Origin of the sequence: Hymenobacter swuensis DY53 (assembly GCF_000576555.1) — a bacterium.
Taxonomy (GTDB): Bacteria; Bacteroidota; Bacteroidia; order Cytophagales; family Hymenobacteraceae; genus Hymenobacter; species Hymenobacter swuensis.
In genome coordinates, this window is the sequence record NZ_CP007145.1 from 2,037,354 (window position 1) to 2,059,917 (window position 22,564).

Genomic DNA, 22,564 nt, shown 5'->3' on the forward strand with positions numbered 1-22,564 from the left:
GCTACTCAGATGCCTTTCGGGGAGGCTCCATCGTCGGCCTGCAGGCGTGCTCGGATGCGGCTGAGCGAAACGGGCGTTACGCCCAGGTAAGAGGCCACGTACTGTTGCGGCACGCGTTCCAGAATCTTGGTTTTGTGGCTGCGCAGCAAGGCTTGGTAGCGTTGCTCAGGGCTCAGCAGCAGCAATTCAGCCAGGCGGGCATCGGTTCCCAGCAGATGGTACTCGGCCAGCAGCCGCCCAAACCGCTCGTACACCGGATACGCATCAAACAGCCGGCGTAGCAGGGCATACGGAAACGTAACCAGCTCGGTAGGGGCCAGGGCCTGAATGCTGAACTGGCTGGGCTGGCCCGTAAGGCAGCTTTGGTAGCTGCCCATCAGGTGGTTCTCGAAGAAGAAGTAGGTGGTGCGGTCCTCCCCATCGGCTCCCGTGTAAAACAGCCGACATGCCCCCGAAAGTACCAGCGCCAGCTCCGGCGCGGCCTGCCCCTGCGTTACAAACTCCTGCTTCCGCCGCAATTGGCGGAGGCTAAGCCCGGCCGCCAGCGGAGCCCACTCTGTATCGGTGAGCGGCACAAACCGGTGAATGTAAGCGCGGAGCGGGTGCATACGTGCAAGGTAGCAGCAAAACCCGCAACCCGGTTGAGGGAAGGGGCGGGGGTGAAGGGGATAAAAGCCCGTCATTCCGAGCGGAGCGAGGAATCTCGCGTGCTGACATTGCTAAATTTATCTAATAGACTCCGTTCCGTATACCAGAAGTAAGATGAGGCAGTGATGCAACGTCAGCACGCGAGATTCCTCGCTCCGCTTGGAATGACGGGCTTTTAGGTCCGCTACTGCACCCGCGTCACGCGCAGGTAGTCGAGCATGGCTTGGTTCACTTCGCCGTGCATGTTCTCGTTGGCGGGCTCGAAGCTAAGCGTCAGCGCATGCGTGCCTTTCGGGAGCTGCACCAGCACGGGGTTGGTAAAGCCCCAGCTAGACCATTCATCCACGCCGCGCTGGGGCAGCACCACAGTAGCCAGCCGGCGCTGGCCCAGGCGCAGCGTCCGCAGGGCGCACTTGTTATCAGTGTTGAGGGGACCGTTGCCGTTGGCGTAGCGGAAATCCAGGGCATAGAGGCCGGTTTCGGGCACGGTTACGGAAATGGTGAGGCGGGTATTCACCGTCTTGCTGATTTCTACGAAGCCCGTTCCGCTGAACCCTTTGTACGGCTTGCCCGATTTGGCGGCGCTGGTTTCCAACTGTACCAGCTGGGCCGGCTTCGCGGCTACCACCAACGGCTCACTGGCAAACGACTCCAGGCCCTGCGCGTCCACGGCCACCACCTGGTACTCGGCGTAGGCGGCGGGCGTTACGGCCGCGCTGGTTTCAGTGGTTCGGGCCGCGAATTGACCGTTGCGCAGCACCTGGTAGGCACTGGCACCGGCTACCGGGGGCCAGCTGAGGCGGCCGGCGGCGTAGCGCACGGTGGGCGTTTCGGGGGAAAAGGCATTTTCAGCGTGGGTAATAATATAGTTTGGCTCCGGAGTGCTGTTCACCAGAGCAATACGTACCTGATGGTGACCAGTGAGCGTAGCCGGTATGGCATTGTCTGGGAGGGGGCGGCCATCAAGCGTCATGCTGTCAATCCGGTTACCATAACCTGTTAGCTCAATATCCAGCACTGCGCCCCGGTACTGGAAGCCGGTGAGCTCCCGGCGTCCTTGCAGCGCCTGGGGTACAAAGGGCCGGAACACCAGTCGGGTAGTTTCAAAATTCATCCCAAACAGCCCTTTATAGACCAGCCCCAGACTGCCCGAAAGGCTCCAGAGCATATTGCTGCTGTTAATCTGAGTGCCAGCAAAATCACCGTTCTGCGCTACAAAGTTTTCCTTGTTGGTCAGAAACAGCGCCGCCGGCCGGTACACCGCTGCCATGCTTTCCAGAAAGGCTTTTTCATTACCTGCTTTGGCGGCTGCCAGCCCCCAGAAACTCTGTACAAACGGCCACACCGCGTTATTGTGGTAAGGCGGAATGCCTGGAATCTGTGGGTAAATACACGGAATGCCAAAGGCAGTAGTGGGTGTATGCGCTATTACCGATGTGGCTCGTGCGGATCTGGCTACGTCGTACAACACGCTCAACGCCTCCCCTAATGCCTCTGCTTTAGGCGAGAGGCTGAGGAAATTGCGGCCGTACAGGAATTGCCCGTAGTATCCTTTTTCCTGCTGCCAGAGGTGCGTGTTTATCCCGGTGCGGATGGTTTTAGCTAGTCGCCAGTGCTGCCCGGCAGTAGTAGTGTCGCCTAGTTGCTCAGCCATTTCCGACAGTACTTTATTAGCCTGAAAATGCACGGCGTTGGTGCCTAGGTTCTCACTCTGGTAAATATCCACCGGCTGCATCCAGCGCGGATAGGTCTGTTCCCGCCAGTCCAGAAACGACGATTCGCCGCGCACGAGGCCGGTTTGCGCATCGTAGGCGTTCTGCCGGTCGTCTTCGAGGGAGCTTTTGATGATGGGGTACACTTTACGCAGCCAGGCTTCGTCACCGGTTACCAGGTAAATTTCCCAGGCGGCTACGGCCCAGATCATCCGGTCGGTGGAGCAGGGGTAAGCCCCGCCCGTGCCGGTATCCTGAATGATGCGGCCCTGCTTCGACACCTTGCGCAGCAGACTGTGCATGGCCACCTGGGGCTGCAGCGTGGCTTGAGCCAGGATAATGCTGTAGCTGATGTCGCGCGTCCAGACGCCAGCCCACTCTTTCCCGGTGCGGAAGGTGCTGTCGGGCTCCACGGCGCGGCGGGCTTCTTCCAGCGCCAAGTTATAGAGGGCGTCGGTGAGCGGGAAGTCAGAGCGGTACTGCGGAAAATCGGCCGTGTCAATGCTTCGTTTCCAGCTCGCAGCCGTGGTTTTAGCCGCTGCCGGGGTATTGAGTACCAGCGTAACTTCGTAGATACCGTTGCCATCCGGGTCTTGCAACTGCAGCTCCTTTTTGCCAGCCAGGTTGGCGAAGTCCCAGGTCAGCGGAGCCGTGTTGCCGGCCACAAACACGCCCTTGAAATCCTGTTGGTAAAGTTTCTCTCCGGTGTAGGTAGTAAAATATCCCTGTTTTTTGAACGCCGCCAGCACCGGCCGCAGATCCAGCCGGATTTTCAGGCGCGTGTTCGGAGCCAGGAAGGTGTTGGCAGGAATTAGTGCCTTATCCACAAAGCGCTGCCCAAAGGTGAGTAAGGGCGTTTCTGTCTCCAAGCGGCCGGCTTGCGGCAGCGCCACGATGCTATGGTCTTGGCCCGGCGCCATTTCGTTGTCCTGACCATTGAGGCTGAACTTGAAGATGATGCGCGGGTCTTGGTAGGCGTTGGCCGGGCTCTGGTAGTTGGAAGTCAGCTCCGTAGCCGACAGCGCCCGGGCCACGTACTGGCCCTGCACGATACTGTCACGGTACCAGGCAAAAGCCGCCGACTGCCACACCAGTGGCGAGGAAGGTGCTTGCATAGAAGTAGAAATAGGGGCGGGGCCAGCCGTGGGCTTTGGTGCCTGGCAGGCACCAAGCAGGGTCTGCATCGCCAGCAGACCCATGGCTACGGGAGCGTTTCTCATTAGGGAAGGGGACGCAGAAAACAGCCCGTAAGTTGCCACGCATTGTCGGGGCGTAACGCAAAAAGGCTTTCTGCGGGGAGCAGAAAGCCTTTTTTTGTAGTCCGTAGGGGAATCGAACCCCTGTTGGTAGAATGAAAATCTACTGTCCTAACCCCTAGACGAACGGACCAGATACCCAGCGGAGCGTTTTCCGTTTTGGTGATGCAAAGATAGTAGCCCGATCTTTCGGCGCAATACCTGGTTTCGAAAAAAAAGTAGCCTTTTGGGTAAATTGGCTGATTTTCAGGTGGAAATTTTTCCATTGCAACCCGTCCGAAACTCCGTTGAGCCGTAAATGGGGGTAGCGCAAGCAATGGGCGTAGCAGGATATTGGGTTTGATTTGGCGAAGTACCCCCAGCCCGTTACCTTCGCTCCGCGTTTTCACCCGGCCCCTCGGGACCGATAAACCTCCCATTTCCCCATAATCCTATGGCTAAAATCAAAGTCGCCATTAACGGCTTCGGCCGCATTGGCCGCCTGACGTTCAAAGCGCTGCTCCAGCGCGAGAACGTGGAAGTCGTGGCAATCAACGACCTCACCGACAATAAAACGCTGGCTCACCTGCTCAAATTCGACTCCGTACACGGTCGTTTTGATGGTACCGTGGCCTACGATGACAACAGCCTGACGGTAAACGGCCAGCGTATTGCTGCTTTGGCCGAGCGTGACCCCAAACTGCTCCCCTGGGGCGACATGGGCGTAGACGTAGTGCTGGAAAGCACGGGCCGCTTCGTGGACGAGGCCGGTGCTGGTCAGCACCTCACGGCTGGTGCCAAGAAGGTGGTTATTTCGGCACCTGCTACCGGCAACATCCCGACGGTAGTACTGGGCGTGAACGAAGACATTCTGACGGGCGAGGAAACTATCCTCTCCAATGCCTCCTGCACCACCAACTGCCTGGCCCCGATGGCTAAGGTCTTGGACGATGCTTTCGGCATTGAGAAAGGCTACATCACTACGGTGCACGCCTACACCTCCGACCAGAACCTGCAGGACGCACCCCACAAGGACCTGCGTCGGGCCCGGGCTGCTGCCTACAGCATCATCCCGACCAGCACCGGTGCTGCCAAGGCCGTGGGTCTGGTGCTGCCCCAGCTGAAGGGTAAACTGGATGGTATTGCCATGCGCGTGCCTATTCCAGACGGTTCGACCACGGACCTGACTGTGATTCTGAAGCGTGAGGTAACCAAAGAGGAAATCAACGCGGCCGTGAAGGCTGCCGCTGAGGGCCCCCTGAAAGGTATCCTAGAGTACAGCACCGATCCGCTGGTGAGCATCGACATCGTGGGCAACCCGCATTCGTGCATCTTCGACTCGGAGCTGACTTCGGCCAACGGCTCGTTGGTGAAAGTGGTAGGCTGGTACGACAACGAAACCGGCTACTCTACCCGCACCGCCGACCTCATCCAGAAGCTGGGCGAGAAAATGAACGGCTAAGCGTTCCAGTAAGCCAAAAGAAAAAAGGGCACCGGAAACGGTGCCCTTTTTTCTTTTGGCTTACTGGAACGGAGTAACTGGGTAGCGGAGTAACTGAGTAAAGAAAAAATGTTGCCAGCTCATCACCCGATATTTATGTTGCATGATGGGACGGCAACCGCACGCAACGAAGCAAATATGTTCCGGCGGCGGGCAACAGCTGCTTACCTTTGCATACCCGATACCCGAGTGATTTGCTCAGTTACTCTGCTACTCAGTTACTCTTCCTGGCCGTGCGCATCTGTTTTATCCTTAACCCGACTTCCGGCACGAACCGCACGCAGGACGTTCCGACGTTACTGACGCGCTACGCCACGGCTGCCGGGGCCGAGTTTGAAATTCAGCTGACTCAGCGCGCCGGCCACGCCACCGAGCTGGCCCGTGAAGCAGCGGCGCGCGGCTGCCGGGTAGTAGTTGCTGTGGGAGGAGATGGTACCGTGAACGAAGTGGCCCGGGGGCTGCTGGGCACCCCGGCAGCGCTAGGCATCGTGCCCCGGGGCTCGGGCAATGGGCTGGCCCGACACTTGCGCATTCCGCTGGATTTGCCGGGTGCCGTGCGCCGCGCTTGCCAGCCCACCTTCCAGCACATTGATGCGGGCCGTATTAATGGCCACTGGTTTTTCTGTACGGCCGGGCTGGGGTTTGATGCGCACGTGAGCAAGATGTTTGCCCAAGCCGGTACCCGGGGGCTGAGTACCTATGTGAAAGTAGCCCTGCGCGAGTACCGCCGCTACCGTCCCGTGCCGGTGCAGGTGCAGCTGGAAAATGCGCTGCTACTCGATACCCACTGCTATGTGCTAGCCTTCGCCAATGCCGCCCAATACGGCAATAATGCCTACATCGCGCCCCGCGCCGATATTCAGGATGGCCTACTGGATGTCTGCCTTATTGACCAGCTGCCGATGCTGCGTGCGGTGCGGGTAGGCGTGGGACTGGCCCTGGGCACGCTGGCTACTTCTGGCGGCGCGGCCTACCATACCAGTCGCCGCATTCAGGTAGAGGCAGCGCACCCTATCGGTTTTCATGTGGATGGTGACTACGTAGCCGACGCTACACGCTTTGTAGTAGAGCTGGAACCTCTGGCTCTGGAAGTAGCAGTGTAAAGAGGAATTGAGTAGCGAAGTAACTAAGTAAATTTGCCCGCAGTTGGTGTGGCCAGTTTAAGCCGTGCATCGCTCAGTTACCCCACTACTTCGTTACCCACCGCATGAAAGCCGATAAGAACCGCCGGGAAGGCGTGGTATACTCCACGAACCCCGATTTCGAATACCAGGATACTAACGAGCCGGCTGCCGTCACGCTGCCCCCGCAGCAGCAGAACCTGCGCGTACAGCTCGATAAGAAGTCACGCGGCGGTAAGCAGGTTACGCTAGTAACCGGTTTCGTGGGCCAAGACGCCGACCTACAGACGTTGGGCAAGCTGCTAAAAACCAAGTGTGCCGTAGGTGGCAATGCCAAAGACGGCGAAATCATCATTCAAGGCGACTTACGCGACAAGGTGATGGCCGTGCTGCTGGAAAAAGGCTACAAAGCCAAGAAGGCGGGCGGGTAAAATACGGGCTGGCGCGGCATTCTGCGGTTAGCAGAATGCCCATAAAGAACGTCATGCTGAGCTTGCCGAAGCATCTCTACCGCAGTGCTAATCAAAAAAGTTAGCCAGAGGTAGAGATGCTTCGACAAGCTCAGCATGACGTTCTGTTTTATAGGCTACTTGACCTCTCTGCTTACTTCCACCCGCCACCCAAAGCGCGGTACACGTTTACGGAGGCGTTGAGCTGCTGCATCCGGGTTTCGATGAGGTCGAACTTCGATTCCAGGGCGTCTCGCTGGGTGAAGAGGACTTCCGTGTAGTCGGCGCGGGCCGAGCGGAACAGGCTGTTGGAAATGCTGGTGGACTGGTTGAGGGCCAGCACGGCCTTGGCCTTTTCGTTGTAGCTCTGCTGCAGGTTGTTGATGCTGGCCAGCTGGTTGGCTACTTCCACGTAGGCGTTCAGGATGGTGCGCTCGTAGTTGTAAGCGGCCTGAATCTGCACGGCGTTGGCGTTGCCGTACAGGGCCTTGATGCCGTTGCGGTTCACCAGCGGAGCCACTAGGTCACCGGCCAGGGAGTAGAGCATCGACTCGGGCGTGGTGAATAGCAGCCCGGGCTTGAAGGCCCCGAAACCGGCCCCGCCGGTGATGCGCAGCGCCGGGTAGAAGTTGGCGCGCGCAATCTGGATGTCCAGTTTGGCGGCGGCCAGTTGCTGCTCGGCCTGCCGGATATCGGGGCGGTTCTGCAGCAGCTGGGCGGGCATGCCGGCCTGCACCGGCGTGGGCAGCAGCTCATTGAACGCGGCCGAGTTGCGGGCAATGGGCTGGGGGTAGCGGCCGGCCAGGAAGTTGAGGCGGTTCTCGGTTTCCGTAATGCGCTGCTGAATGCCGTACTGCAGGCTGCGGGTGTTGTGCAGCTGGGCCTCGAAGCGCTGCACGGCCAGCTCGGTGGTGCGGGCTGATTCCTTCTGCAGCTTCACCAGCTCCAGGGCGTTGGTCTGCAGCTCGATGTTCTGGCGCACGATGGCCAGCTGGTTGTCCAGGGCCAGCAGCTCGTAGTAGGAGGTGGCAATTTCGCCAATCAGGTTCGTGACCGTGAAGTTGCGGCCTTCCACCGTGGCCAGGTAGCGCAGCGCGGCCGACTTGCGGGCGTTGCGCAGCTTGTGCCAGATGTCCACTTCCCAGCTGGCAAACGCGCCGATCTGGTAGTTGGGCAGCGGGTTGGGGTTGCGGTGCTCGGGCCGGATGTTGATGGCTTCCTCAGTGGCTCCCTGCAGGGTGTTTTTGCTGGCCCGCGCCGTTTCGGCCTTCACCCCCAGGCCCACGAAGGGCAGGTACTCGCCCTTGCGGATCTGCACCTCGTTGCGGGCAATCTGGATTTCCTGGAGCGAGATATTCAGCTCCTGGTTGCGCTGCAGGGCCGTATCGATGAGGCCCACCAGGTTGGGGTCGGTGAAGAACTGCCGCCACTGGTTGCGGGCCGAGTTGGTGCTGTCTGTGGTGGTGGTGGCGTAGGTGGCGGGTACCGGCCGGCCGGCGGCCTTAGTGGCCAGCTCGGGCATTTTGCACGCGCCCACCGAAAGGGCCAGTAAAGCGGCGCTCAGGCCTTGAAAGAGGCGTTTGTTACGCATGACTGTGGCTCGGAATTTCTTCATCAACTAAAACGTGCGGCTCGAACTCCGACAGCGGGTTTTCATTCTCATCCTGGATCAGCTTGCGGCCGGCGGACAGCGTACCAAAAATGTAGTACAGGCCGGGCACGAGAATCACCCCGAACACGGTGCCGAACAGCATGCCGCCCAGCGCCGCCGTACCAATGGTGCGGTTGCCGATGGCGCCCGCGCCGTGGGCAATAACCAGCGGAATCAGGCCGGCAATGAAGGCGAAGGAGGTCATCAGAATAGGGCGGAAACGCACTTTCGCGCCTTCAATGGCGGCTTCGCGCACCGTCATGCCTTCTTCGTGCTTCTGCACCGCAAACTCCACAATCAGCACGGCGTTTTTGCCCAATAGGCCCACCAGCATCACGAGGCCCACCTGGGCGTAGATGTTGTTGGCCAGGCCCATGGTTTTGATGAGCAGGAAGGAGCCGAAAATCCCGGCCGGCAAGCTCAGAATCACGGACAGCGGCAGCAGGAAGCTCTCGTACTGCGCGGCCAGCACCAGGTACACGAACACAATCACGACCAGGAAGATGTAGATGGCCTCGTTGCCGCGGCCCACTTCGTCTTTTGACAGCCCGCCCCAGTCGATATCATAGCCGCGGGGCAGGGTTTTGGCGGCCACTTCCTGCACGGCCTTGATGGCCTCGCCGGAGCTGTAGCCCTGGGCCGCATCGCCGCGGATGGAGGCCGTGGGGTACATGTTGTAGCGGTTGATTTCGTTGGCGCCTTGGCCCTTCACAATCTTCATGAAGGCCGACATCGGCACCATTTCGCCCTTGTCGTTCTTCACCCACATGTCCAGAATATCCTTGGGCAGGCGGCGGTACTCGGGCGAGGCCTGCACAAATACCTTGAAGAAGCGCTGGTACTTAATGAAGCCCAGCTCGTACGTCGAGCCCACCATAATGCTGAGCGTGTTCATGGCGTTGCCGATGCTCACGCCCTTCTGCATGGCCAGCTGGTTGTCAATCTGCAGCTCGTACTGCGGATAGTTGGCCGAGAAGAAGGTGAACAGGCCGCTCAGCTCCTTGCGCTTCTTGAGCTCGGTCATGAACTCCTCGTTCACTTTTTCCAGGGCTTTGTAGTCGCCGGTGGCGGTTTTATCGAGCAGTTGCAGCTGGAAGCCGCCTGCTGCGCCGTAGCCGGGTACTGCCGGTGGCTCGAAGAACTCGATGGTCGCGCCGGGAATTTCCTTGGCCTTTTCTTCTAAGGACATGATAACGTCGTGCACCGATTCCTTGCGCTCGTTCCAGGGCTTGAGGCTGATGATGCAGGTACCGGCGTTGGAGCCGCGGCCTTCGGTCAGAATCTCGTAGCCGGCCAGCGTGGAAATGCTCTCGATGCCGGGTACTTTCTCGGCCAGCTTTTGGAGGCGCTGCGAGAGGTCGTTGGTGCGCTCCAGGGTGGAGCCGGGCGGCGTCTGGAGCACGGCGTAAATCATGCCCTGGTCTTCAGCAGGAATAAAGCCCGAGGGCAGGGTAGTGGAGATGCCGAAGATGCCCAGCCCGAAGGCAATCAGCACCGCGAAGGTGAGCACGCGGCGGTCTACCACCTTTTCCAGCAGGTTGGTGTAGCGGCCGGTCAGGCGCTCGAAGCCGCGGTTAAACCAGTCGATAAACCGGTTGATGGGCGTTTTCTTGCGGGGCTGGTCGTGGTTGTTCTTCAGAATCATGGCGCAGAGCACCGGCGTCAGCGTCAGGGCCACAATGCCCGAAATGACGATGCTGGCGGCCATGGTAATCGAGAACTGGCGGTAGAAAATGCCCACCGGTCCGCTCATGAAGGCCACCGGCACAAACACCGCCGTCATCAGGATGGTAATGGCAATAATGGCCCCGCTGATTTCGCCGATAACCTCGCGCACCGCGCCATAGGGCGAGAGGTGCTTTTCCTCCATCTTGGCGTGCACGGCTTCCACCACCACAATGGCGTCATCCACCACAATACCGATGGCCAGTACCAGCGCAAACAGCGTTATCATGTTGATGGTGAGCCCAAACGCCTGCATGGCCATGAACGCGCCCACCAACGACACCGGCACCGCAATAATCGGAATCAGCGTGGAGCGCCAGTCGCCCAGGAACAGGAACACCACCAGGGCCACCAGAATAAAGGCGTCGCGCAGGGTGTGAATCACGTTTTCGGTGGAGGCGTCGAGGAAGTTCGACACGTCGTAGCTGATCTTGTAGTCCATGCCGGGGGGCATGGTTTTCTTCAGTTCCTCCAGCTTGGTTTTCACGCTCTTAATCACGTCCAGAGCGTTGGAGCCGTAGGTCTGCTTGAGCATGATGGCCGCCGAGGGGTAGCCGTCAAGGTTGGAGTAGATGTCGTAGAATTCCGAGCCCAGCTCCACGTTGGCCACGTCCTTGAGGCGCAGGGTTTCGCCGTTGGCGTTGGCCTTGATGATGACGTTCTTGTACTCCTCCACGTCGTTGAAGCGGCCCTTGTAGGTGAGCACGTACTCCAGCGCCGAGGCCTCCTTGCCGTCGGAGCGGCCGATGCGGCCCGGCGAGCCAATCACGCTCTGGTCGTTGAGGGCTTCCATCACGTCGTCCACCGACAGGTTATAGGCCCTCATACGGTCCGGCTTCAGCCACACGCGCATGGCGTACTGGCGGCTGCCCAGAATGCTGGCCCGGCCCACGCCATCAATGCGCTGGATTTCGGGCAGCATGTTCACCCCGGCAAAGTTGAAGAGGTACCGCATGTCGGTATTCTTGTCTTTGCTGTAGAGGTTGACGTACATGAGCATGTTGGGCACCACGCGGTTCACCACCACACCCTCGCGCTGCACCAGCACCGGCAGGCGGTTGAGCACCTGCGCAATGCGGGTGTTCACGTTCACCACGGCCTGCTCGGGGTCGGTGCCCAGGTTGAAGACAATCTGGATGTTGGCCTCGCCGGCCGATACGGCGTCGGAGGTCATGTACTTCATGCCGGGCACGCCGTTGATGGCCTGCTCCAGCGGAATCAGCACCGATTCGGTGAGCACCTTGGCGCTAGCGCCGGGGTAGGCCGTGCTCACCATCACCATCGGCGGCGAAATCTCGGGGAACTGGGACGTCGGCAACGTATTAATTGCCAGAATGCCCAGAAACATGATGACCACCGAAATAACGATGGCAAACACGGGTCGGCGAATGAATTTACTGAACATGAAATAGGGAGCTGTTCGTGACTATTGGGGCGTCATGCTTGATCTGGCGTCCGCTTGTCGAAACATCTCTACCGCTTCGTGGCACGGTTCACTAGCCCAGGGTTTGAACCCTGGGCTATGGAGCGGAAATCGTGCAATAAAGAGGGGCTAGTTTGGCGGTAGAGATGCTTCGACTTCGGCTGCACCTTGGCGGACGCCAGATGAAGCATGATGGTCTGCCTGTGAAGTAGAATCCTACTCGCTGTATACTTTCAGGTGCGAAATCACCGACTTCGGCTCCGCGTAGGTGAAGCGGATTTTGTCGCCTTCCTTCACCTTGCGGATGCCTTCGAGCATGATTTTGTCGGTGGCTTTCAGACCGGCCGAGATGATGTAGAGGTCGGGCATTTCGGAGGCCACGGTTACCTCGGTCTGGTGCACTTTCTTCTTCTCGTCCACCACGTACACGAACTTCTTTTCGAGCACCTCGAAGGTGGCTTTCTGCGGGATGATGAGGGCGTTTTTCAGCGGCACGGTCATCAGGACCGAGCCGGTTTCACCGTTGCGCAGCAGGCCGTCGGGGTTGGGGAAAGTGGCCCGGAAGGCGATGTTGCCGGTTTCGTTGTTGAAGTCGGCCTCGATGGTCTGCACCACGCCGGGGTACTTGAACTCCTCGTTGTCGGCCATGCGCAGCTTCACCTTGGTTTCAGCTTCGGTGCGGGCGTGGGCCTTGTAGGCCAAGTACTCGGCCTCGGGCACGTTGAAGTACACCCACATCTTGCTGTTGTCGGAGAGGGTGGTCAGCAGGTCGCCCTCATCTACCAGGCTGCCCAGCCGGGCCTGGAAATGGTCCATCATGCCGCTGAACGGGGCCTTGATGGTGGTGAAATCGAGGTGGGTTTTGGCCAGCCCAACTTCGGCGTTGGCCTTGTCGAGCTTGGCCTGGGCTAGCGCCAGCTCACTGCCCGATACGATGTTCTTGTCGGCCAGCTTCTTGGTGTTTTGGTACTCCAGGCTCACGTAGTTGGCCTCGGCCTTCGACTTCTGCAGCTCGGCCTTATATACCATCGGCATGATCTGGAACATGAGCTGTCCCTGCTGCACGCGCTGGCCTTCGTCCACGTAAATCTTCTGGAGGTAGCCCTTTTCCAGCGCCCGCACCTCAATGTGTTGGTACGCATGAATCTGCGACACGTACTCCTTGGTGATGGTCGTGTCTTTCTGGAGCGGGCTGGTGACGAGGAACTTGATTTTCTCCTCTTTCTCCTTGTGTTCCTTGGAGCAGCTGGTGCCGCCGTACAGTACGCCCACACCCATGAGCGTCAGCAAAAACCTTGTTTTCATATGCGTATTGCGTGCCATCCTGACTTGAATGACACAAAGCAACCGCCGCCTTCATGAAGGCCGAATGAAGCGTGAAAACTATATTGTGCTACAAAACAGTACGCTTGGTGCGCGCTATAATTTCCTTGATCCACGGATATTCCGGCAGCTGCGCCAGTCGCTGCAGCAGCTCCGCCGGCCCCACCAACGCTCCGGCCACTTGACCCGCCAATGAGGCGTTGGTATCGGTGTCGCCGCCGGTGGCAATGAGTTGTTGCAGCAGCCGCGTTAGGCCCAGGCTCCGGATTTTGGTGGCGCAGAACAGGGCAAACGGCACCGAGTTGACGACGTGCCCATTGTTGCCAAGCCGGGCGGCCTCAGTAATAGTGGCGTCGGGCGGATAGGCGCTTAGCTCTCGTAGCCGGTCCGTCAGATTGGTATCCGGCAGGTCCGGCAGTAGCAAGGCCAGCAGGTCGTTATGGCCATTCCATGTGTAGTGCAATGCGGCCCGAATGGCCATATATACAGCTAATGCGCCGGCATAAGCATCCTCGTTCTGGTGGGTGAGGTAGCAGGTGTCGTGAATGGTTTGCCGGGTGGTGGCGGGATAAAAGGCGAAGGGCGCGATGCGCATGGCCGCCCCGTTGCCCGCCGCATACTGCCCCCGGCGGCCGGTCTGCGTCCAGGGCATCCCCGCCTCCGCATTGCGGATGGCTTGCAGCGTGCTGGCCCCAAGGCCGGTGAGCCGCCCCTGTTGGTAGTAGGCCACAAACTGCTGCCCCAGCCGGGTGGGGTCGAAGGGGCCGGCTGCCAGTACTTCGCAAGTGGCCTAGCGTCAGCTGGGTATCATCGGTAATGGCCCAGCGCCGCACCGGTGCCGGCTTGCCGCCGAAGTAAAAGGTAGTGGTATCGTCGGCGCGCTTCTCGTTTTCAAAGCTACTTCCCCAGGCGTCCCCAATTGCTCCGGCCAATAGGCAGGCTTCAAATTTCTCGCTTAGCATAGAATGGTTGTAGGAGGTCCGCTAACGAACTGATGAACCGAGCCGGCGGACGTACTTACCGTTGCAGTTTCCTGAACAGCGCAGGCATGGTAGCCGGGTCGATGGCCTGCATGTCAATCAGTCGCAACGCCTTCACCATGGGCAGGGTAGAAGTTTTGTATTTCTGAAAATGGGGCGTTTTTAGGTGCGCCTGATACGCCTCCTGGCTGGCGTATATCTCCAGAATCCGGATCTGCTGCGGGGCCGCCTGCTGCTGCATCGGGTAAATGGAAATGACGCCCGGTTCCAGCCGCACCGACGACGCCGACTCCTCCCGCAGAATAGCCGTGTACTCGGCTAGGTAGCGCGGCTCAATCTCAATTTCCGACAACCGGATCATCATGTTCTGGGGCGCCGCGGCCGGCGCTTTGCCCGCAGGCCGGCTGCACGAATACGCCAGCAGCGCGCCGGCAAGTAGGAGGGGGAAGGCGGTTGCTGGTTTCATATTCCCGAATGGTTGATAGCAGTCAGGAAAGTACGGGAATTGAGGATGACGCGCAGCAAAATGTCCGCGGCGTCCTCCCCAACCGAGCCATTGCTGGGCCGGAACACGCCGCAAAAATCAACACCGCAGGTAAACCGGGCAACAGGACGGTAGTAAAAGCCCCGGCCGCAACGCAACTTGCAGTCCTCATCTCCGACCCTTGGCCCGGTGGGCCGAACCATCTTCATTTCCACCTTCTCCGCATGAACCTACCCCGTATTCCCTTTCTGCCCGCCGCTCGCCGGGGCTTGCTGCTGGCGCTGCTGGCGTGGGGCGCCACGGCCCAGGCCGAAGACATCCAGTCGCCGAACAAGCAGCTGACACTGAGCGTGAACGTGCAGGCCAACGGCGTGCCCACCTACAGCCTGAGCTACAAGGGCCGGCCAGTGCTCAACACCAGCAAGCTGGGTTTGGAGTTGCAAAACGCGGTAGCCCTCACCAGCGGCTTCACCCAAACCGCCGCCACCCGCCGCACCGTGGATGAAAGCTGGAACCCAGTGTGGGGCGAGGTGAAGACCATCCGCAACCACTACAACGAGCTGGCCGTGACGCTCAGCCAGCCTGCCACCAAGCGCGAAATGCGCGTGCGGTTCCGGCTGTTCGATGATGGCCTGGGCTTCCGCTACGAGTTTCCGCGCCAGCCCGAACTGGGCTACTTCGTGGTGAAGGAAGAGAAAACCCAATTTGCCCTCAACGGCGACCACAAAGCCTTCTGGTTGCCTGGCGACTACGACACGCAGGAGTACAGCACCGTCACCTCGAACCTCTCGCAGGTGCGCGGGCTGATGAAGGCCTCCACCACGCCTAATGCCTCCCAAACGCCATTTTCGGCCACCGGCCTGCAGACGCCGCTCATGCTCAAGCGCCCCGACGGCCTGTACGTTAACATCCACGAAGCCAGCCTGATCGACTACTCGGCCATGCACCTGGAGCTGGACGATAAGACGTTTGTGCTGGAGTCGCACCTGACGCCTGATGCGGTGGGCAACAAGGGCTACTTGCAGACGCCCTGCCAGTCGCCGTGGCGCACGGTGCTCGTGAGCGACAAAGCGGCTGACATCCTGCAGTCCAAGCTGGTGCTCAACCTCAACGAGCCCACCCAGTTCAAGGACGTGTCCTGGATCAAGCCCGTGAAGTACGTGGGCGTGTGGTGGGAGATGATTACGGGCAAAAGCACGTGGTCGTACACCAACCAGGACAACATCAAGCTCGACTCCATCGACTACAAAACCGTGAAGCCCAACGGTACCCACGGCGCCAACACCGCCCACGTGAAGGAGTACATCGACTTCGCCGCCAAGCACGGGTTTGATGCGGTGCTGGTGGAAGGTTGGAACACCGGCTGGGAAGACTGGTTCGGCAAGCACAAAGATTACGTGTTCGACTTCGTGACGCCGTACCCCGACTTTGACGTGCAGGAGCTGCACCGCTACGCCGAAAGCAAGGGCGTGAAGATGATGATGCACCACGAAACCTCGGGTTCGGTGCGCAACTACGAGCGCCACCTGGAAAAGGCGCTCCAGTTCATGAACGACAACGGCTACAACGCCGTGAAAACCGGCTACGTGGGCGACGTGCTGCCCCTGGGCGAGCATCACTACAGCCAGTGGCTGATCAACCACTACCAGTACGTGCTGGAGCAAGCCGCCAAGCACAAAATCATGGTGAACGGCCACGAGGCCGTGCGTCCCACCGGCCTGAGCCGCACCTTCCCCAACCTGATCGGCAACGAGGCCGCCCGCGGCACCGAGTACGAGTCGTTCGGGGGCAACAACGCCGACCACACCACCATTCTGCCCTTCACCCGCCTCATCGGCGGCCCGATGGACTACACGCCGGGCATCTTCGAGACGAAGGTCAGCAAGCTCAACCCCAGCAACACGTCGTTTGTGCACAGCACCCTGGCCCGCCAACTGGCCCTGTACGTGACCATGTACAGCCCGCTGCAAATGGCCGCCGACCTGCCCGAGCACTACAACCAGCACCTCGACGCCTTCCAGTTCATCAAGGACGTAGCCGTGGACTGGGACGACACCAAAGTGCTGGAAGCCGAGCCCGGTGACTACATCACCTACGCCCGCAAGGCCAAGGGCAAAAGCAACTGGTTTATCGGCAGCACCTGCGACGAGCAGGGTCGCACCTCCAAAATCGACCTTAGCTTCCTGGATTCCGGTAAGAAATACGTGGCCACCATCTACGCCGACGCCAAGGACGCCCACTATGAGAAAAACCCCAAAGCCTACACCATCCGCAAGCTCAACGTGACGCGCAAATCCAAGCTCACGCAGTACTGCGCCCCCGGCGGCGGCTACGCCATCAGCGTGGTGGCTGTCAATTAGAAATTAAGAATTGAGAAGTAAAGATGGGTCGTTCGACAATCCTTTTGGGTTGTTGAACGGCCCATTTTGGGTTCCGGCGGAGCGCCTCGTCCCCTGGCTGCCTCTCCGAGAAAGAGAGGGGGTGTCACGGTGGATTGGGTGTAGCGCGAACTTTGCAGTTCGCGCCTCCGCGCCGTTCGAGTCGTTGAAACGGCGCGGGGATGCGAACTGCAAAGCTCGCGCTACTGTCAGGCTGCGCTAACCAGAACGATACCCAACAGCAGCCCCAGCCCGCTCCGGAATAGGCTCCCCTGCTCCCTCTGGAGAGGGGGCGCAGGGCGGGAAGCACCTTGCAGAACAACCAATTTTTAGTTCTTAATTCATCATTTTTAATTGAATCAACGCCCGCTCCACATCCTCCGGGGTGTCGATGCCGATGGTTTCCAGGGTGGTTTCGGCGGTTTGGATGCGGTAGCCGGCTTCCAGCCAGCGCAGCTGCTCCAAGCTCTCGGCCAGCTCCAGCGGCGAGGGCGGCAGCTGCGTGATTTCGCGGAGCACGTCGGGGCGGTAGGCGTAGAGGCCGATGTGGCGCAGGTAGCGGTGGTGCCCCAGCCACTGCTCGGGCGTGTGCTGGCGCTGGTAGGGCAGGGGGTGGCGGCTGAAATACAGCGCCTCGCCCCGGGCATTGAGCACCACTTTGGGCAGGTGCGGGCTGAATAACTCCTCTTCACTCACCACGGGCTTCACCAGCGTCGCCAGTTGCGGTGGCTCGGGCACGGCAAACAGCTGCACCAGCGCGTCAATCTGGCTGGGATGAATAAATGGCTCGTCGCCCTGAATGTTGACGATGCAGTCGGCCTGCACGCCTAGCTGCTCGTATGCATCGCGCACCCGGTCGGTGCCGCTGGGGTGGTCGGCCGCCGTGAGCACGGCCTCGCCGCCAAAGCCGCGTACATGCTCCAGAATGCGCTGGTTGTCGGTGGCCACCACCACCCGGCTCAGGTTGGATTGTTGAGCCCGGCGCACCACCCGCTCAATCATGGTCTGGCCGGCTAAGTCGACGAGGGGCTTACCGGGCAGGCGGGTGGCGGCAAAGCGGGCGGGAATGATACCAATGGCGAGCATAACGAGGCAGGAACAGAAAGTGAGCGGCGCAAAAAACGCGAAAAACCCGCAGAACCGGCTTGTCAGTGACTCATCCGAAAATTCGTCGAGTAAAAATTGCCCCCGTGATAAACTCCCGTGCTTTCGGCTGAATCCGTAACTTTCGGCAAACTTTATGCAATGAGGCCATGCCCATCGTGGGTTGCCCATTGCCGCTTTTTGCCTGCCGAATTGTATGTCCCGATTTCCGTTGCTGTCTGCCGCGTTTGTATTTGCTGGTTTCTCCGCCCTGGCGGCCCCGCGGCCAGTGGCCCCACCTGATTCGATTGGGGTAGAATATCGGGGTAATAAAATGCTTATCAGGCACCGGGTAGCCCCCGGCGAAACGCTGTATGGTCTGGCGCGCCGCTACAAAGTGGCAGTGGAGGATATAGTGGAAGCCAATTCGGGCCAGAAGGGTGCCTTGGTAACCGGCCAGGTGGTGCTGGTGCCACGCAACCGGGTGGTGCTCAGTCAGCCCGCCGCGCCCCGTGCTACGGCATCGGTGCCCGCCGCTACCCGCGCGCTGCCCACCGATGCCCGGGGCAACAAGTTCTACAAAGTGGAAGCCGGCATGACGCTCTTTGCCATTGCCCGCCGCTTCCAGACCACACCCGCCGAGCTTTCGCGCCTGAACGGGTTTGCGGCTAATTACAACGTACGCGTGGGCGAAACGGTAATTGTAGCCGCCAGCGGGGCTGCACCGGCTGCCGCACGGCCGGTGGCGGCCACTCCGGCTCCGGCCCGGTCCACTGCGCCGACAACCCGCCCTGAGCGGGATGAAGAAGCTGAAAAGAGCGCCCGGGAAGCGCGTGAAAAAGAGGCCCGGGAACGTGCTGCCCGGGAACGGGCCCGCGACTCGGCCACGGCCCCGGCCGTAACGCCCGAAACGCCAGCTACCACTCCGGCCCCTGAAAAGGACCGGGGGCCATCAAGAGCCAGCGAGATTGTGCGGCGGGTGTCGGAAAGCGGTCTGGCCACAACCATCCAGACCGATGCCTCGGACAAGTACCTGGCCCTGCACAAAACCGCGCCGGTGGGCACCATTATGCAAGTGCGCAACATCATGAACGGGCAGTCGGTGTACGTGCGGGTGATTGGCCAACTGCCCGATACCGGCGAAAATACCAACATCCTCGTGCGCCTCTCCAAGAAAGCCGTACAGCGCCTCGCTACCCCCGACCAGCGCTTCCGCGTAGAAACCAACTACGTACCGTAGGTCGGTAGAGAGTAGTTGGTAGTGAGTAGTGAGACTCGGCTGTGCTAATACTGACGACTGCAAAGCTTAAATCTCACTACTCACTACCAACTACTCTCTACTAAAATATGAATCACGCGCAGGTTCGGGCTTTGCTCGACGAGAAATACCGCCACTACAACCAGCCCGGCTTTATCACGCTCGACCCCATCAGTATCCCGCACCAGTTCACGCAGCGGGCCGATGTGGAAATCAGCGGGTTGTTTGCGGCGCTGCTGGCCTGGGGACGGCGGCCTACCATCATCAGCAAGTGTCGGGAGCTGCTGCAGCGCATGGATAACGCGCCCCACCAGTTTATCCTGCAGCACCACGACGACGACTTGAAGCGCCTGCTGGGCTTTTGCCACCGCACTTTCTGCGACACCGACCTGCTGTATTTCGTGCACTGGCTGCGCTGGTATTACTCCAGCCACGATACGCTGGAAGATGCATTTTTGCACGGCAACACGCAGAAAGAACGGCTCGAAAACTTCCACACCCTGTTCTTCAGCCTCGACGACGCGCCCCAGCGCACCCGCAAGCACGTGGCCACCCCGGCCCGGGGCTCGGCCTGCAAGCGCGTGAACATGTACCTGCGCTGGATGGTGCGCCCTGACGCCTACGGCGTGGACTTCGGCCTCTGGACGCGCCTCTCGCCCGCCGACCTCATCTGCCCCTGCGACGTGCACGTGGAGCGCGTGGCCCGCCACCTGGGCCTGCTGGAGCGCAAGCAGGTAGACTGGCTGGCCGCCGAGGACCTCACCGCCCACCTGCGCACCTTCGACCCCCAGGACCCCGTGAAGTACGATTTCGCCCTGTTTGGGCTGGGCGTGGAAGGGGAGATGTAAAAAATGTGTTAGAATGTGGGTAATGTGCTGAATATGATAGCAAGAGCTTACTTGCACAGCCCTAAGGCAAACTACACGTAGCGGCATTTCTATTTCATTTTCACATTTCGCACAGTATCCATATTTCACACATTAGATAAAGTGAATCTTTCCGGCCCTATCTACTGTTTATCTTCGCATTCCATTCTGATTTCCAAGACTCCCCGATTTGATTTTACCCCAGAATTTCGAGCAGAAAATTGGCTTCACGCAGCTGCGTGAGATGCTGGACGGCTTGTGCCTGAGCGCGCTGGGCCGGCAGTTCGTAGCCAAAATGAGCTTCCAGACCAAGCACGACCAGCTGGAAAAGCTGCTGCTGCAAACCGACGAGTTCCGCCAGTTACTTAACGGCGGGGCCGAATTTCCCAGCTCCCACTACCACGATGTAAACCCGCACTTGGTGCGCGCCAGTCTGCCCGGCTCGTACTTGGAAGTGGCGGCCTTCTATGCCGTAAAGATGAGCCTGCGCACCATCCGCGAGGCCCTGCTGTTTTTTACCCGCGCCGAGGAAGACCTGTATCCCACGCTGCGGTTGCTGGGTATCGGCGTGCAGGTCGACCGCAACCTGCTGGCTAATCTGGATAAGATGGTGGACGACGAAGGCCTCGTGCGCGACGACGCCTCGCCGCTGCTGCGCCAGATCCGGCAGGAGCTGATTGCCCGCCAGGGCCAGCTGCGTAAGCAGATTGCCGGTATCCTGCGCCACGCCAAAAGTGAAGGCTGGGTGCCCGAGGGCTCCGAGCCCACCATCCGGGGCGGGCGGCTGGTGCTGCCGGTTATTGCCGAGCACAAGCGCCGGGTGAAAGGCCTGATTCACGACGAATCAGCCACGGGCCAGACGGTGTACATCGAGCCGGAAGCCGTATTCGAGCTCAACAACGACATCAAAGACCTCGACAACGCCTACCACCGCGAGTTGGTACGCATCCTTATTCAGCTCACGGCCCAGTTGCGGCCCCACATTCCGGATCTGCGCAAGGCGTATCAGTACCTGGGCCTGCTCGACTTCATCCGGGCCAAGGCCCAGTTGGCGCGGCAGCTTGAAGCCACGCTGCCGGTGTTGCACCCGCGCCCTATGCTGCGCTGGCAGCAGGTGCGGCATCCACTGCTTTACCTCACTTTTCTGGGCCACGCCAAGGACGACCCGCGCGAGGTGGTACCGCTGGATATCGAGCTGACGCCCGAGCAGCGTATCCTGCTGATTTCGGGGCCTAACGCGGGCGGTAAGTCGGTGAGCATGAAAACGGTGGGCCTGGTGCAGTACATGCTGCAGTGCGGCCTGCTGATTCCGGCCGGCGAAACCTCCGAGGCCGGTATGTTCGATGATATATTCTTGGACATCGGCGACGAGCAGAGCCTGGAAAACGACCTGAGCACGTACTCCTCGCACTTGTTCAGCATGAAGCAGTTCGTGACCCTGGCCAACAAACGCAGCCTGGTGCTGATTGACGAGTTCGGGACCGGGACCGAGCCCAGCTTGGGCGGAGCCATTGCCGAGGCCGTGCTGGAGCAGCTGAATAGGGCCCGCTCATTCGGCGTCATCACCACCCACTACACCAACCTCAAGAACTACGCCGAGCGCACGCCCGGCATCGTGAACGGGGCCATGCGCTACGACCCCGACCAGCTGCAGCCACTCTACCGCCTCGAAATCGGGAAGCCGGGCTCGTCGTTTGCCATCGAAATTGCCCGTAAAATCGGGTTGCCGAAGCAAATCGTGGAGCGCGCCACCCAGCTCGTGGGCAAGGACAAAATCCGCTACGACCGGCTGCTGGAAGGCCTCGAAAAGGAGAAGACCGAGCTGGAACAGCGCACCGCCGAAGCCGCCAAGGCCGAGCGGCGGCTGAAAAAGGCGGCCCAGGAGTACCAGGACCTCAAGAAGTATCTCGACGATACGACCCTGGAGGTGCTGCGCGACGCCAAAGCCAAGGCCAAGCTCATCCTCAAGGACACCAACCAGCAGATTGAGGCCACCATTCAGGAAATTCGACTGGCCCAGGCCGAGAAGGAGCGCACCAAGGATGCCCGCCAGAAGCTCGACACCTTCGTGCGTGAAAAGCTCCAGATTGAGCCGCCCAAGCCCCGCGCCACCCGCGAAATGGCCGACCCCAACACCCTCAAAAACGGCGATAAAGTGGCGCTGTTGGGCCAGGAGGGACACGGCGAAATCATGAGTGTAAAGGGCAAGACGGCGGAAGTTTCCTTTGGGGGCATGAAGACGATTGTCAAGGTCAGCCAGCTCGAAAAGCTCACCCGTTCCGAGATTCGGGAGCGGGAAAAGCAGGCCGCCCGCAAGGCCCCGGCTCAGCATGCCACCCTCGACATCACGGGCCGCATGGCCGGCTTCAACACCACCCTCGACCTGCGCGGCGAGCGGGCCGAAGATGCACTCAACCGCATCATGGCCTACGTGGATGATGCCGTGATGCTAGGCGTGCCGGAAATCAAGATCCTGCACGGCCGCGGCAACGGTGTCCTCCGCCAGATTGCCCGCGACTACCTGCACCGCACCCGCGCTGTGGCCAGCATAGCCGATGAACACGCCGACCGCGGCGGTGACGGCGTGACTATTGCCGTGCTGAAGTAGGATTCCCTGTTCAAAACGCCCGCCTCGCGCTGCCCGAATGGGGGTGCGGGGCGGGCGTTTTGTATAGAGTAACCAGTATATTGCCCCGGGCGGCCGCGCTGGTGGTCCTTTCTAATCAG

At 60.1% G+C, this 22,564-nt stretch carries 14 protein-coding genes, 1 tRNA gene and 1 pseudogene; 7 read left to right on the forward strand and 9 right to left on the reverse strand.

Annotation, left to right across the window (positions count from 1 at the left end; translation table 11 throughout):
• Positions 1-5 precede the first annotated feature (5 nt).
• The 3 genes from HSW_RS10050 to HSW_RS10060 form a co-directional block, all read right to left on the reverse strand.
• On the reverse strand, positions 6-608 hold the full coding sequence (locus tag HSW_RS10050) for a Crp/Fnr family transcriptional regulator (protein ID WP_044001823.1): 603 nt from the start codon (positions 606-608) through the stop codon (positions 6-8).
• A 224-nt stretch (positions 609-832) separates the two neighbouring features.
• On the reverse strand, positions 833-3,475 hold the full coding sequence (locus HSW_RS10055; RefSeq protein WP_231501386.1) for an alpha-L-rhamnosidase-related protein: 2,643 nt from the start codon (positions 3,473-3,475) through the stop codon (positions 833-835).
• A 202-nt stretch (positions 3,476-3,677) separates the two neighbouring features.
• Positions 3,678-3,749: transfer RNA gene (locus HSW_RS10060), tRNA-Glu, on the reverse strand.
• A 300-nt stretch (positions 3,750-4,049) separates the two neighbouring features.
• Between HSW_RS10060 and gap the strand changes: the two genes are divergently transcribed.
• From gap to HSW_RS10075, 3 genes are all read left to right on the forward strand, one after another.
• A complete protein-coding gene (gene gap / locus HSW_RS10065; protein WP_044001825.1) occupies positions 4,050-5,057 on the forward strand; it encodes a type I glyceraldehyde-3-phosphate dehydrogenase in 1,008 nt (335 codons plus the stop codon).
• Positions 5,058-5,290: 233 nt separating this feature from the next.
• Complete coding sequence (locus HSW_RS10070; protein WP_231501387.1) at positions 5,291-6,199, forward strand: diacylglycerol/lipid kinase family protein; 909 nt, start codon at positions 5,291-5,293, stop codon at positions 6,197-6,199.
• A gap of 104 nt (positions 6,200-6,303) precedes the next feature.
• The gene (locus HSW_RS10075) at positions 6,304-6,648 is read left to right on the forward strand and encodes a translation initiation factor (RefSeq protein WP_044001826.1); all 345 of its coding nucleotides are present in this window, start codon (positions 6,304-6,306) and stop codon (positions 6,646-6,648) included.
• Between the two features lie 172 nt (positions 6,649-6,820).
• Here the strand turns inward: HSW_RS10075 and HSW_RS10080 are convergent, their stop codons facing one another.
• The 5 genes and pseudogenes from HSW_RS10080 to HSW_RS10100 form a co-directional block, all read right to left on the reverse strand.
• Entirely contained in the window at positions 6,821-8,257 is a 1,437-nt protein-coding gene (locus HSW_RS10080; protein ID WP_044001827.1) for a TolC family protein, read from the reverse strand.
• Positions 8,250-11,447: an efflux RND transporter permease subunit gene (locus HSW_RS10085; protein ID WP_044001828.1), complete on the reverse strand. Its 3,198-nt coding sequence runs from the start codon at positions 11,445-11,447 to the stop codon at positions 8,250-8,252. Before HSW_RS10085 ends, HSW_RS10080 begins: the two co-directional genes overlap by 8 nt.
• A 234-nt stretch (positions 11,448-11,681) precedes the next feature.
• On the reverse strand, positions 11,682-12,770 hold the full coding sequence (locus tag HSW_RS10090) for an efflux RND transporter periplasmic adaptor subunit (RefSeq protein ID WP_044001829.1): 1,089 nt from the start codon (positions 12,768-12,770) through the stop codon (positions 11,682-11,684).
• Between the two features lie 88 nt (positions 12,771-12,858).
• Positions 12,859-13,750, reverse strand: a pseudogene (locus HSW_RS10095) (ADP-ribosylglycohydrolase family protein).
• Between the two features lie 55 nt (positions 13,751-13,805).
• Positions 13,806-14,234: a putative quinol monooxygenase gene (locus HSW_RS10100; RefSeq protein ID WP_231501388.1), complete on the reverse strand. Its 429-nt coding sequence runs from the start codon at positions 14,232-14,234 to the stop codon at positions 13,806-13,808.
• A 242-nt stretch (positions 14,235-14,476) separates the two neighbouring features.
• Here HSW_RS10100 and HSW_RS10105 point away from each other — a divergent pair, with 242 nt between their 5' ends.
• Entirely contained in the window at positions 14,477-16,612 is a 2,136-nt protein-coding gene (locus HSW_RS10105; protein ID WP_052346317.1) for a glycoside hydrolase family 97 protein, read from the forward strand.
• 354 nt (positions 16,613-16,966) lie between these two features.
• Here HSW_RS10105 and kdsB read toward each other — a convergent pair whose 3' ends face one another.
• On the reverse strand, positions 16,967-17,716 hold the full coding sequence (gene kdsB / locus HSW_RS10110; RefSeq protein WP_044001831.1) for a 3-deoxy-manno-octulosonate cytidylyltransferase: 750 nt from the start codon (positions 17,714-17,716) through the stop codon (positions 16,967-16,969).
• Positions 17,717-17,930: 214 nt separating this feature from the next.
• On the opposite strand from kdsB, the gene HSW_RS22755 reads away from it, so the two are divergent.
• The 3 genes from HSW_RS22755 to HSW_RS10125 all read left to right on the forward strand — a co-directional run bounded on the left by HSW_RS22755 (position 17,931) and on the right by HSW_RS10125 (position 22,445).
• On the forward strand, positions 17,931-18,953 hold the full coding sequence (locus HSW_RS22755) for a LysM peptidoglycan-binding domain-containing protein (RefSeq protein WP_081768356.1): 1,023 nt from the start codon (positions 17,931-17,933) through the stop codon (positions 18,951-18,953).
• Between the two features lie 107 nt (positions 18,954-19,060).
• Positions 19,061-19,819, forward strand: coding sequence for a TIGR02757 family protein (locus HSW_RS10120; RefSeq protein WP_044001832.1), 759 nt, complete (start codon positions 19,061-19,063; stop codon positions 19,817-19,819).
• Between the two features lie 208 nt (positions 19,820-20,027).
• Complete coding sequence (locus HSW_RS10125) at positions 20,028-22,445, forward strand: endonuclease MutS2 (RefSeq protein WP_044001833.1); 2,418 nt, start codon at positions 20,028-20,030, stop codon at positions 22,443-22,445.
• Positions 22,446-22,564: the final 119 nt, after the last annotated feature.